At 57.0% G+C, this 12,887-nt stretch carries 13 protein-coding genes; 11 read left to right on the forward strand and 2 right to left on the reverse strand.

Features of this window, described 5'->3' with window-relative positions:
- The first annotated feature begins 2 nt into the window (after nt 1-2).
- The 8 genes from fdxH (at nt 3) to LBW88_RS18830 (ending at nt 7,110) form a co-directional block, all read left to right on the forward strand.
- Nucleotides 3-896 (forward strand): formate dehydrogenase subunit beta, encoded by an 894-nt coding sequence (gene fdxH, locus LBW88_RS18795; RefSeq protein ID WP_224933711.1) that lies wholly within the window; start codon nt 3-5, stop codon nt 894-896.
- The gene (fdoI, locus tag LBW88_RS18800; protein WP_224933710.1) at nt 896-1,537 is read left to right on the forward strand and encodes a formate dehydrogenase cytochrome b556 subunit; all 642 of its coding nucleotides are present in this window, start codon (nt 896-898) and stop codon (nt 1,535-1,537) included. Before fdxH ends, fdoI begins: the two co-directional genes overlap by 1 nt.
- Nucleotides 1,537-2,463, forward strand: coding sequence for a formate dehydrogenase accessory protein FdhE (fdhE, locus tag LBW88_RS18805; protein WP_200574090.1), 927 nt, complete (start codon nt 1,537-1,539; stop codon nt 2,461-2,463). Before fdoI ends, fdhE begins: the two co-directional genes overlap by 1 nt.
- Before the next feature lie 150 nt (nt 2,464-2,613).
- Nucleotides 2,614-3,225, forward strand: a complete 612-nt coding sequence (locus LBW88_RS18810; protein ID WP_224933709.1) for a glutathione S-transferase — start codon at nt 2,614-2,616, stop codon at nt 3,223-3,225.
- Between the two features lie 8 nt (nt 3,226-3,233).
- Nucleotides 3,234-4,613, forward strand: coding sequence for an L-seryl-tRNA(Sec) selenium transferase (gene selA / locus LBW88_RS18815; RefSeq protein ID WP_224933708.1), 1,380 nt, complete (start codon nt 3,234-3,236; stop codon nt 4,611-4,613).
- Nucleotides 4,610-6,460 (forward strand): selenocysteine-specific translation elongation factor, encoded by a 1,851-nt coding sequence (selB, locus tag LBW88_RS18820; protein ID WP_224933707.1) that lies wholly within the window; start codon nt 4,610-4,612, stop codon nt 6,458-6,460. The genes selA and selB overlap by 4 nt, the downstream gene beginning before the upstream one ends.
- A 109-nt stretch (nt 6,461-6,569) precedes the next feature.
- On the forward strand, nt 6,570-6,854 hold the full coding sequence (locus tag LBW88_RS18825) for a type II toxin-antitoxin system ParD family antitoxin (protein ID WP_224933706.1): 285 nt from the start codon (nt 6,570-6,572) through the stop codon (nt 6,852-6,854).
- Complete coding sequence (locus LBW88_RS18830) at nt 6,820-7,110, forward strand: type II toxin-antitoxin system RelE/ParE family toxin (protein WP_224933705.1); 291 nt, start codon at nt 6,820-6,822, stop codon at nt 7,108-7,110. Before LBW88_RS18825 ends, LBW88_RS18830 begins: the two co-directional genes overlap by 35 nt.
- Before the next feature lie 50 nt (nt 7,111-7,160).
- Here the strand turns inward: LBW88_RS18830 and glyS are convergent, their stop codons facing one another.
- Nucleotides 7,161-9,230, reverse strand: a complete 2,070-nt coding sequence (gene glyS / locus LBW88_RS18835; RefSeq protein WP_224933704.1) for a glycine--tRNA ligase subunit beta — start codon at nt 9,228-9,230, stop codon at nt 7,161-7,163.
- A 9-nt stretch (nt 9,231-9,239) separates the two neighbouring features.
- Nucleotides 9,240-10,151, reverse strand: coding sequence for a glycine--tRNA ligase subunit alpha (gene glyQ, locus LBW88_RS18840; RefSeq protein ID WP_034827699.1), 912 nt, complete (start codon nt 10,149-10,151; stop codon nt 9,240-9,242).
- Between the two features lie 342 nt (nt 10,152-10,493).
- Between glyQ and LBW88_RS18845 the strand changes: the two genes are divergently transcribed.
- The 3 genes from LBW88_RS18845 to LBW88_RS18855 all read left to right on the forward strand — a co-directional run bounded on the left by LBW88_RS18845 (nt 10,494) and on the right by LBW88_RS18855 (nt 12,841).
- Nucleotides 10,494-10,886, forward strand: a complete 393-nt coding sequence (locus tag LBW88_RS18845) for a RidA family protein (protein WP_038643895.1) — start codon at nt 10,494-10,496, stop codon at nt 10,884-10,886.
- Nucleotides 10,886-11,857 (forward strand): D-2-hydroxyacid dehydrogenase, encoded by a 972-nt coding sequence (locus LBW88_RS18850; RefSeq protein WP_224933703.1) that lies wholly within the window; start codon nt 10,886-10,888, stop codon nt 11,855-11,857. The genes LBW88_RS18845 and LBW88_RS18850 overlap by 1 nt, the downstream gene beginning before the upstream one ends.
- An 87-nt stretch (nt 11,858-11,944) precedes the next feature.
- Nucleotides 11,945-12,841: a transporter substrate-binding domain-containing protein gene (locus tag LBW88_RS18855; protein ID WP_224933702.1), complete on the forward strand. Its 897-nt coding sequence runs from the start codon at nt 11,945-11,947 to the stop codon at nt 12,839-12,841.
- The last annotated feature ends 46 nt before the right edge of the window (nt 12,842-12,887 follow it).

Consider the following 12,887-nt stretch of genomic DNA (forward strand, 5'->3'; position numbering starts at 1 on the left):
AGATGGCTTATCAATCGCAAGACATTATCCGCCGCTCCGCCACCAATGGTTTCACGCCTGCCCCGCAGGCGCGTAATCATCAGCAGGAGGTGGCGAAGCTGATCGACGTCACCACCTGTATTGGCTGCAAAGCCTGCCAGGTGGCGTGTTCAGAGTGGAACGACATCCGCGATGAAGTCGGGCATAACGTGGGGGTGTATGACAACCCAGCGGATTTAACTGCCAAATCCTGGACGGTGATGCGCTTCTCAGAAGTGGAAGAACACGGCAAGTTAGAGTGGCTTATTCGCAAGGATGGCTGCATGCACTGCGCCGATCCCGGCTGCCTGAAAGCTTGTCCTTCTGAAGGCGCGATTATTCAGTATGCCAACGGCATCGTCGATTTTCAGTCGGAACAATGCATTGGCTGCGGCTACTGCATTGCCGGTTGTCCGTTTGACGTGCCACGTCTGAATAAAGACGACAACCGCGTGTATAAGTGCACACTGTGCGTCGATCGTGTCAATGTTGGTCAGGAACCGGCCTGTGTGAAAACCTGTCCGACGGGCGCGATTCATTTCGGCAGTAAAACCGATATGCAGGCGCTGGCGGGCGAACGCGTGGCGGAGCTGAATACCCGCGGATATGCCAATGCCGGCTTGTACGATCCGGAAGGTGTCGGCGGCACGCATGTCATGTACGTGCTGCATCATGCAGACAAACCGCAGCTCTATCACGGCTTACCGGAGAATCCGAGCATCAGTCCGGCGGTGACCTTCTGGAAAGGGATCTGGAAGCCGCTGGCGGCCATCGGTTTCGCCGCCACTTTCGCTGCCTCGGTATTCCACTACGTCGGCGTCGGGCCGAACCGGGTGGAAGAGGATGAGGACCCGCACGAAAAAGAGGAGCGCGAATGATGAAAAAGCGCGATCGTCTGGTGCGTTACAGCGCACCGGAACGCATCAATCACTGGATTGTGGCGTTCTGTTTTGTTCTGGCGGCCCTGAGCGGGCTGGGTTTCTTCTTCCCCTCGTTTAACTGGCTGATGCACGTGCTGGGTACGCCACAACTGGCGCGTATCCTGCATCCGTTTGTCGGCGTGGTGATGTTTGCTGCTTTTCTCATCATGTTTTTGCGCTACTGGAAACAGAATCTGATTAATCGCGAAGACCTGATCTGGGCGAAAAACATCAATAAGATCGTACGCAATGAAGAGGTGGGTGATACCGGCAAATACAACTTCGGGCAGAAGTGTGTGTTCTGGGCTGCTATCATCAGCTTAGTCTTGCTGCTGGCGAGCGGAGTGATTATCTGGCGCCCTTACTTCGCTGGTGCCTTTACGATTCCGCTGATTCGCGCCGCTTTGGTGGTGCATTCGGTTTCAGCTGTGGCATTAATCGTGGTAATCATGGTGCACATCTACGCGGCCCTGTGGGTCAAAGGCACCATTACTGCCATGGTTGAGGGCTGGGTGCCGGCCGCGTGGGCGAAGAAACATCATCCACGCTGGTATCGTGAGCAGCGCCAACGCCAAACACAACAGGAAAAACGTCCCTGATGAGTATTCGCATTATCCCGCAGGACCAGCTGGAGAAAGGCGAAAAAAACACGGCGGAACAGGTTCCGCCGCTGCTTTTTCCTAGGCTGAAAAATCTGTATAGCCGCCGTGCGGCGCGTTTACGTGAGCTGGCCGCGAAGAATCCGCTGGGCGATTATCTGCGCTTTGCCGCGGTGATCGCGCAAGCGCAGGACATCGTGCTGTACGATCATCCGCTGCAACTCGATTTGCGCCAGCGTTTGGCTGAAAGCGCCGAACAGGGCAAGCCACCGCTTGATATCCACACTTATCCCCGCGATGCCCACTGGCAGCGTCTGCTGCATTCGCTAATTGCCGAGTTAAAACCCGAGATGAGCGGCCAGGCATTGGCGGTGCTCGAGAACCTGGAAAAAGCCTCCTCTTCCGAGCTGGAAGGCCTGGCCAGCGCACTTCTGGAGGGCGATTTTGCACAGGTCAGCAGCGATAAATCCCCGTTTATCTGGGCAGCGCTTTCCATCTATTGGGCGCAGATGGCGGCGCTGATCCCCGGTAAAGCCCGCGCAGAATACGGTGAGCATCGTCAATTCTGCCCGGTGTGCGCCAGCGTGCCGGTCACCAGCGTGGTGCATATGGATGTGGGCCAGCAGGGGCTGCGTTATTTACACTGTAATCTGTGTGAAAGTGAATGGTATGTGGTGCGCAGTAAGTGCTCCAACTGCGAGCAAACGCGCGATTTGCACTACTGGTCACTCGACAGCGAAAAAGCCGCGGTGAAAGCCGAAAGCTGTGGCGACTGTGGCACCTATTTGAAGATGCTGTATCAGGAGAAGGATCCAGCGGTAGAACCGGTGGCCGATGATTTGGCTTCGCTGGTGCTGGATGCGCGCATGGAGCAAGAAGGCTTTGCCCGTAGCAGCCTGAATCCGTTTATGTTTCCAGGGGATTAATACGCTGAATTCCCGGTGCGCATGAATGCACACCCTACGGTTCGTAGAGTCGCTATTTATGTTGACCACAAACTAGCAATGGTAGGGGCGCCATTTATGGCGACCGTGATCTGAGCCGCACACAACCATCATTCAACATGGAGGCGTTCAATGAAACTGATTGGCAGCTACACCAGCCCTTTTGTACGCAAAATCTCGGTGATCCTGTTGGAAAAAGGCCTGGTGTTCGAATTTGTTAACCAGTCGCCATGGGTGGAAGACAGTCACGTGCCGCACTATAACCCCTTGGGTAAAGTGCCGGCGCTGGTCGATGATAACCATCTCACCTGGTTTGACTCCTCGATTATCGCCCAGGTGATCGAACTGCGCGGTGACACCCCTGCTCTGTTGCCGGATGATGCCCTGCTCTCTCTGCAAGTGCGCCAGCTGGAAAAGCTCGCCGATGGCATTAACGATGCCGCCGTAATGATTGTCCGCGAGCAAATGCGCCCCGGCGATCAGCAATCCGAAGAAGTGCTGCTGCGCAATCGCGAGAAAATTCTGCGCGGGTTGGATGCACTGGAAACGGCGGCGGCACAGGGCGAGTTGATGAACAACGGCACGCTCAATCTGGCCGATATCGCGACTGGCTGCATGATTGGCTATCTCAATTTCCGCCGTGTGCTGCCCAACTGGTGCGTGAATCGCCCGGCGTTGATCAAACTGGCCGATACGTTGTTTGCACGGGAGAGTTTTGCCCGCACCGTTCCGCCTTCCAGCTAAGTCAGAAAATGAAAACTCTCTACTCGCAACTGCCTGCTATCGACAGCCTGCTGCGCGATCCCGCTTTGCAGCCGCTGCTGCTGCAGTTGGGCACCGCGTTTACCACCCGTCAGTTGCGCGCTATGCAGCAAGAGGCCCGCACGCATATCCAACAACATCAAACTCTACCTGGTTGGCACCTTAACTGGCCGGAAGAAGCGCAGCGCCGCGCGCAACAGCAGCAACAGAGCGCGCTGCGTCCGGTGTTCAATCTCACCGGCACCGTGCTGCACACCAATCTGGGCCGTGCCCAGCTAAGCGATAGCGCAATTGAGGCAGTCACGGCCTGCCTGCGCCAGCCGGTGACGCTGGAATATGCGCTGGATGATGCGTCACGCGGTCATCGCGATCGTGCGGTGAGTGCGCTGCTGTGTGAACTGACGGGGGCAGAAGCGGCCTGTATCGTGAACAACAATGCCGCCGCCGTGCTGTTGATGCTGGCCGCACTCGCACCGGGTCGCGAAGTGATTGTTTCACGCGGTGAGCTGGTGGAGATCGGCGGCGCATTCCGTATTCCCGACGTGATGCGCCAGGCGGGCTGCCAGCTGGTTGAAGTCGGCACCACCAATCGCACCCATCTGAAAGACTACCGAGCGGCTATCAGCGACAACACCGGCTTGCTGATGAAGGTGCACACCAGCAACTACCAGATTCAGGGCTTCACCCATACGGTCGCGGAAGCCGAACTGGTGGCGTTGGCGGCGGAGCATCAGCTGCCCGTCATTACCGATCTCGGCAGCGGTTCGCTTATCGACATGACATCCTTTGATTTGCCCGCCGAGCCGATGCCGCAACAGCTGATTGCCGCTGGCGTGGATCTGGTGAGTTTTTCCGGCGATAAATTGCTGGGTGGTCCGCAAGCGGGGATTATCGTCGGCAAACAGGCACTTATCGACCGGCTACAACAGCATCCGCTTAAGCGTGCCTTGCGTGTCGATAAGATGACGCTGGCCGCGCTGGAAGCCACCTTGCAGCTTTATCGCCAACCGGAAACCCTGCGTGAAGCGCTGCCAACGTTGCGGCTGTTGACGCGATCGTCACACGAAATTTTGCAGCAGGCCGAACGGCTGATGCCCGCGCTGGATCAGGCGTATGGCACTGAATTTTCCCTTAATATCGCCGCCTGTTCGTCGCAAATCGGTAGCGGATCGCTACCGGTTGAGCGCTTACCCAGTTTCGCCATCACGTTCAGTCCTCGTGATCCTCACCGCAGCTCACTGGATGCACTGGCGCAACGCTGGCGCACGCTGGCGCATCCGGTGATTGGCCGCATTCAGGAAGGAAAACTGTGGCTGGATTTACGCTGCCTCGAAGATGAAGCGGCGTTGATACGGACCTTAACCGCATGATTATCGCCACCGCTGGACATGTCGATCACGGCAAAACCGCACTGCTGCAGGCGTTAACCGGTGTGGATGCCGATCGCCTGCCCGAAGAGAAACGGCGCGGCATGACCATCGATCTCGGCTATGCCTACTGGCCGCAACCGGATGGCCGCGTTGTGGGCTTTATCGATGTGCCGGGACACGAGAAATTTCTCGCCAATATGCTGGCGGGTATCGGCGGTATTCATCATGCGCTGCTGGTGGTAGCCTGCGACGACGGCGTGATGCCGCAAACGCGTGAACATCTGCAACTGCTGAGTCTGGCTGGACAACCGCCACTCAGCGTGGCCTTGACTAAAGCGGATCGCGTCGACACGCTGCGTATCGCTGAAGTGCAGCATCAGGTGGCGGAGTTGACGCAGCAACTGGGCTGGTCGGCGACGCTGCAGTTTGTCACCAGCAGTTCCACCCAGCAGGGTATCGACGCACTACGTCAGCACCTGAGTGAGCTACGCGCGCCGGATATCGACACGGGTCGTCGCTTCCGCCTCGCAATTGACCGTGCATTTACCCTTAAAGGCAGCGGTTTAGTCGTCACCGGCACCGCCCTTTCAGGTGAAGTCAGCGTGGGCGATTCTCTGTGGCTCAGCAGTCTTAATCTGCCGGTACGCGTGCGTTCACTGCATGCGCAGAACCAGTCAGTGACGCACGCGCAAGCTGGGGAACGCATCGCGTTGAATATCGTCGGCGATGTGGAGAAAGCCCAGATCGCGCGCGGTGACTGGCTTCTGGCGCAACCGCAACCCTCGGGCACCCAGCGACTCATCGTGGCACTGCGTTTGCTGCAGCCGTTAAAGCATCCCTCGCAGCCGGTACACATTCACCATGCCGCCAGCCATGTGACTGGGCGACTGAATCTGATTGCAGGTGAAATGGCGGAACTGGTGCTCAGCGAGCCGTTATGGCTGGCGGAAAACGATCGGCTGATCATCCGCGACAGCAATGCACAGCAGACACTCGGCGGCGGATGTGTGCTGCTGCTTAACAGTAAAAAACGCGGCAAGCGCCATCCTGATTATCTCGGCTGGCTGCAACAGCTGGCGGCGGCAGAAACCGATGAAGCCAGCCTGCAGGCGCATCTGGTACAGCAACCGGTCGATGTAGCCGAGCTGAGCTGGGCACGCCAGCTGAGTGACGATGCACTCAACAACTTACTGGACAAGGTTGCGCCCGTGCGGCTCGGCAGCGCCTTGATGGCCGCTGAGCAGGCTGTAGCCTGGCAGCAGCGTCTGCTGGAGGCACTCACCGCGTTTCATCAGCAGCATCCCGAAGTGCCGGGCATCGGACGCGATCGCTTGCGCCGCGTGGCTCTACCGCATCAGCCGCCGGAACAGGTGATCACGCTGATTGATCAATTGCTGTCGCAGGGCCATTTGCAGCATCAGCACGGTTGGCTACATATACCGGATTTCAAACCGCGCTTTAATCCGCAGGAAGAAGCGTTATGGCAGCAGGTCGGCCCGCTCTTCGACGACCAGCCGCTGTGGGTGCGCGATATCGCGCTGGCGACTCAGCAAGATGAAGAAGCGGTTCGTAGCCTGCTGCTGACTGCCGCGCGCTTAGGCCACATCACGGCGATCGTGCGCGATCGCTACTATCGCAGCGACCAGATCCAGATCTTCGCCGATCTGATTCGCCAGCGTGACGCCAACGGTGGCAGCACCAGCGCCGCCGATTTCCGCAACCAGCTCGGCACCGGGCGTAAAATCGCGGTACAGATTCTCGAATTCTTTGACCGCAGTGGCTTCACCCGTCGTCGCGGCAACGATCACCTGCTGCGCGACGCCCGCCTGTTCGATACTTCCGCTTAATCCTTCGCGTTGCTTCTCAGTTCTGTCTGTAACTGCGCTGCAACGCCGATTCCGCGTTGCTCAAAAATGTGCCAGGATGTAAGAATATTTCTTACATTGGGACACGATGATGGCACGTACCATGACAATCGATTTAGGTGATGAACTGCGCGAGTTTGTTGAATCTCTGGTGGAGTCCGGTGATTACCGTACTCAAAGCGAGGTAGTGCGCGACTCGCTGCGTTTACTGCGTGAGAAGCAGGCGGCGTCGAAGCTTGAGGCACTGAAAGAATTGGTAAGACAAGGGTTCGAAAGCGGTCCGGGTAGAGAGTGGGACCATGAAGATTTTCTGAGACGAGCAAAAGCCAGGGTGGGCATGTATGAAAAGGAAGATCACGATAAAGCCGGAAGCTGATGCCGATCTGATGAAAATCTGGATTTACGGATACTGGAATTTTGGGGAACAGCTCGCAGACGCTTACAACCTTAAATTTTCCCAGCTCTTCGATAAAATTGCCCGATTCGACCTGGGGCGAAAACGACCGGATTTAGGTCATCAAATCTATTCACTTCCCTTCGGTCAGCACATTGTGATTTACCGTGCTGAGGTTAATGAAATTTTCATAGGCCGCATCTTGCACCACTCCCAGGAAGTCAGCGCCGAATTTTAAAAACAAAAAGGGACGATCGCTCGTCCCTTCGGTTCACTTCAAAACATCGCTTACTGCAGCAGTGAAATATCCGCCACCTGCAGGAACAGCGCGCGCAGTTGCGCCAGCAGCGTCAGGCGGTTAATCCGCACTTCCGCTTCATCGGCGTTAACCATCACGTTGTCGAAGAAGTTATCGACCGCTTCACGCAGCTGTGCCAGCTCCACCAGCGCATCCTGATAGCGGCCTTCTGCGAAGTACGGCTGCAGCTTGTCACCGAGCGCGGTCACGAAAGTCGCCAGCTGGATCTCGGCGTTCTCTTTCAGCAGCGATGCCTGCACGCTGTCGTTGAGGGTTTCGGTGGCTTTCGCCAGGATGTTAGACACACGCTTGTTGGCCGCAGCCAGCGACGATGCCGCTTCCAGAGTACGGAAGTGGGATACCGCCTTCATACGCGCATCGAAATCCGCCGGACGGGTTGGACGACGTGCCAGCACCGCCTGAATGGTGTCGACGCTGTGGCCTTCTTCCTGATACCAGGTACGGAAGCGACCCAGCATGAAGTCGATCACCTCATCCACGACCTTGCCGTTACTCAGCTTGCTGCCATACAAACGCACCGCTTCTTCAGTCAGGGTTTGCAGGTCGAGTGGCAAGTTCTTCTCAACGATAATACGCAGCACGCCCAACGCAGCACGGCGCAGTGCGAACGGGTCTTTATCGCCTTTCGGATGCTGACCAATGCCGAAGATGCCCGCAAGGGTATCCATCTTGTCAGCGATGGCGACAGCGCAAGCCACGAGGTTGGATGGCAGCGCATCACCGGCAAAGCGCGGCTGATATTGCTCGTTCAGCGCCACGGCCACATCTTCCGCTTCGCCGTCATGACGCGCATAGTGCATGCCCATCACACCCTGCGTATCGGTGAACTCGAAGACCATGTTAGTCATCAGGTCACACTTCGACAGCAGACCCGCGCGGGTGGCGTGGTTCACATCGGCACCAATCTGAGCCGCAATCCAGCCGGCCAGCGCCTGAATGCGGTCGGTTTTGTCTCGCAGCGTACCAAGCTCTTTCTGGAACAGCACAGTCTCCAGACGCGGCAGGTTATCTTCCAAACGCTTTTTACGGTCAGTGTTGAAGAAGAACTCGGCATCGGCCAGACGCGGACGCACCACCTTCTCGTTACCGGAGATGATTTGCTGCGGATCTTTCGATTCGATGTTGGTCACGAAGATGAAGTGCGGCAGCAGTTTGCCGTCAGCGGAGTACACCGGGAAGTACTTCTGGTCACCCTTCATGGTGTAAACCAGCGCTTCAGAAGGCACCGCAAGGAACTTCTCTTCAAATTTCGCCGTCAGCACCACTGGCCATTCCACCAGCGAGGCCACTTCTTCCAGCAGGCTGTCGCTCAGATCGGCGATGCCGCCCAATTGCTGAGCTGCCGCTTCCGCATCTGCTTTGATTTTGGCTTTACGCGTGGCGAAATCAGCCACCACTTTGCCGCGCTCCAACAGCAGCTGTGGATACTGATCGGCGTTGTCGAGGGTGAACTCTGGCTCGCCCATAAAGCGGTGACCACGAATCACACGATCGGACTGAATACCGAGAATCGTCGCCGGAATCAGCTCATCGCCCAGCAGTAGCGTCACGGTATGCACCGGACGCACAAACTGCACGTCGCTTGCGCCCCAGCGCATCAGTTTTGGAATCGGCAGCTTGCTCAGGGCGGTCACCACCATCGCGGGCAGGAGTGCCTGGGCGCTTTCGCCTTTCACTGACGCGCGGTGTACCAGCCATTCGCCTTTATCAGTGCTCAGACGCTCAGCCTGATCCACCGTGATGCCGTTGCCACGCGCCCAACCTTCGGCTGCTTTGGTGGCATTGCCATCAGCATCAAACGCGGCAGCAATCGCCGGGCCGCGTTTTTCGACTTCACGATCGGCCTGCGCCGTCGCCAGCTGGGCCACTTTCAGCGCCAGGCGGCGTGGAGCGGCAAACCAGCTCACTTCACCGTGCGCCAAACCGGCGCCATCCAGCTCAGCGGTAAAGTGCGCAGCAAAGGCTTCTGCCAGGCTGCGCAGGGCTTTCGGAGGCAACTCTTCGGTGCCAATTTCCACCAGGAAAGTTTTATCGGTCATGGCTGCCTCTTACTTGTTTTTATTGCACATTGGGAAACCAAGCGCCTCACGGGACGCATAATAGGCTTCAGCAACGGCTTTCGTCAGGGTACGAATACGCAGGATATAGCGCTGACGCTCGGTCACCGAGATCGCCTTGCGTGCATCCAGCAGGTTAAAGCTGTGTGCCGCCTTCAAAATGCGCTCATAGGCCGGCAGCGGCAGTGGTTTTTCCAGCGCCAGCAGCTGCTGGGCTTCTTTCTCGTACTGCTCGAAGCAGGAGAACAGGAAGTCCACATCCGCGTATTCAAAGTTGTAGGTCGACTGCTCCACTTCGTTCTGATGGAACACTTCACCGTAGGTGGTTTGGCCAAATGGACCATCGCTCCACACCAGATCGTAAACGCTGTCGACGCCCTGGATGTACATCGCCAGACGCTCCAGACCGTAAGTGATCTCACCGGTAACCGGCTTGCACTCCATACCGCCCACCTGCTGGAAGTAGGTGAACTGCGTCACTTCCATGCCGTTGAGCCACACTTCCCAGCCCAGTCCCCAGGCACCCAGCGTTGGGTTTTCCCAGTTATCTTCCACGAAGCGAATATCGTGCACGGTCGGATCCAGGCCCAGCTCTTGCAGTGAACCCAGATACAGCTCCTGCAGATTGTCCGGGTTAGGTTTGATCATCACCTGGAACTGATAGTAGTGCTGTAAACGGTTCGGGTTTTCACCGTAGCGACCATCGGTAGGACGGCGCGAAGGCTGCACATAGGCGGTCGCCATTGGCTCCGGGCCGATGGCGCGCAGGCAGGTCATCGGGTGTGAAGTGCCAGCGCCCACTTCCATGTCCAGCGGCTGGACGATGGTGCAGCCCTGACGCGCCCAGTAATCCTGCAAGGTCAGGATCAGGCCCTGAAAGGTCTTGGTATCAAACTTTTGCATGTTGAGTACGCGATAAGGGTCGATTAAAAAAGAGTGCGACAGTATACCCTTTGACCGCGGATTGTGCAGCCGGAAATCCTGGCGCGCCGGGAGGTGATTTTGACGCGGTTTAAGCCGTTAAAACCCTGAGATAAGAAAATCGTATACGATTCAATCAGGCACGGTCACGCCTTTCACCTGAATTAAATTAATCCTTAATTTTCATCTAAATATCCACAACATAATCAAATCCTATTACGTGACCCACATCACCTTTTCGACCTGATGGTCAAAAATCGCGCATTGACACTTGTATAATCGTATACGAAATTGCGGTGAAACAGTTTTGCTTGGAATTTCACCATGAAGACCGCGATTGCTTATCCAGGAATGAATGCCAGTGACCGCCCAATGGGTCCGGCTCCGCTTTCCGCCGCCGTACTACACGAACCGATGTTATTTATCTCTGGACAGGTGGCGATTGACCCCTACAGCGGGGAAATCAAGGGCAACGACATCGCCAGCCAGACGCGCCAGGTATTGAAAAACGTCGGCGATTTGTTGAGCGAAGCGCAGATGACTTTCGACAACGTGGTGCGCGTAACGATCTATCTCACCGACCTCAGTACTTTCAGTGAGATGAACGCCGCCTACAGCGAGTTCTTCCAGTTCCCCTTCCCGGCGCGCGCCACCGTCGGTATTCAACTCAACCATCCTGACCTGCTGGTCGAGATGGAAGTGACGGCGATGCGCTGATGCATATTCATATCGAAAACGACGCCAGCGCCCCGCAGGCATTACATCTGACCATGCAGCACCTGCAACAGCAGTTGGATGCCCATCCACAGCTGCGCGGTCACTTTACTCTGAGCGAAAACAGCAACTCTGCGCATATCGCAGATTTCCTCGCCACCAGCGACATTCTGTGGAGCGGCCGCAAGCTGGCGCTCAATACCTTCAGCGCACCCCGCCTCGGCTGGGTGCAGGTGATGTCCGCTGGCGTTGAGCAGTGGCTGGCGCATCTGCCACAGGGCGTGACGCTCACCAACGCCTCCGGCGTGCACGGCGATAAAGGCGCCGAGTTCATTCTGATGGCCGCGCTGATGTTCAACTTTGGCATTCCCGGTTTTCTGCAGGATCAGGCTCAGCGCTTGTGGCGTCCGACGTTCGGTGGCTGCGCACGCGGCAAAACCGTAATGCTACTCGGCGTCGGCGGTATTGGTGCGGCGGCGGCCAATCTGCTGACCGCACAGGGTTATCGCGTGATTGGCGTGACGCGCAGCGGCCAGTGCGATGCCGATGTGGCGCGTTGTATCCGCATTGATGCCATCGACGAAGTGTTACCGCAGGTGGATGTGCTGGTCTCGACGCTGCCGCTGACGCCACAGACAGAAATGCTGTTTGACCGTCGCCGTCTCGACCTGCTGCCTGCCCGTGCGGGCATCGTGATTGTCGGTCGTGCCGCGGTATTCGACTACACCGCAATGCGCGAAAAACTGTGCGCCGGTGAGTTGGCCGGCGCGGTGCTGGATGTCTATCCGCAGGAGCCGCTACCGGTGGACGATGCGTTGTGGAGCACGCCAGGCGTAGTGATGACGCCGCACTGCAGCCTGGACGATCACAGTGCCTATCTTGAGGGCTGTCTTGAAGTATTTATCGACAACCTGGTGCGTTTCCGCAGCGGCCATCCGCTGCGCAACCAGGTTGATGTCGCAAGAGGTTATTGAAGTCGCAGTACTTATAAAAGCCGTAAAGACGTTCATAAAACACAAGGTCATCGCTTACACATTCACCAGCACCAGGGGAACCTTATTATGAAATTTGCACGCATCGCACTCCTTATCTCTGGCATCACCGGCACCTTACTGGCTGGGCTCTCCAGCGCCCATGCCGCCAGCACCGATCCGATTACGCCAACGGCCAGCGACTTCGCGGCCATGGCGCAGTGCAAAGCACTGCAAACCAAATATCCGTCGCTGAAAGGCAAGGATTTGGTGGTCGGTCTCGGCGGTTACACCAAAGGCTTTGAAGCGCCGTCGGAAAAAGACCCGAGCATTATTGAAGGTCTCGACCCTTCGTTGTTTGAGCGTATCAGCAGCTGCCTCGGTGCGAAACACAGCTATCAAACGGGCTCCTTCAACGTGCTGCTGACCTCGATCACCAGCGGGCGTGCGGATATCGGCCCGATGCTGTACGTCACCGATGAGCGCCTGAAGCAGATCGCTTTTGTCGCTTCCATGCAGGTGCAGGATGGTTCGATTCTGGCGAAGGGTAATCCGAAGAAGATCACTACCGTGGATGACCTGTGTGGCAAAACCGTGGCCGCCGCAGCGGGCTCTTACGAAGCCAATAAGCTGGTGCCTGAGCAGAGCGCCAAATGCACCGCCGCCGGTAAGCCAGAGGTCAGCATGTTGATGGTGCAAAACACCGACAACAGCATTCAGGCAGTTAAAAGCGGTCGCGCCGATATCTACCTGACTGAAGCCGGTTCCGCCATCGCTATCGCCAAAGCCGATAAAACGCTGGAAAGCGGTTTCACCGTTGACCTGCCAATTATGGTTGGCTTCCCGATTGCCAAAGACAACGCCACTTTGCGTGGCGCGGTGATGGATGCAATGAAGGTGATTCAGGAAAGCGGTGCACAGAAGAAATTGCTCGATTACTGGGGTCAGGGCAGCGCGGCTGAACGCCCGGTTGTTGCACGTGGTTAATGCATAAACTCAGTCAGATCAATTGGGTTGCAGCCTTCGGGCAACC

The organism is Pantoea sp. alder81, assembly GCF_020179835.1.
In the GTDB taxonomy this organism is placed as follows: Bacteria; Pseudomonadota; Gammaproteobacteria; order Enterobacterales; family Enterobacteriaceae; genus Pantoea.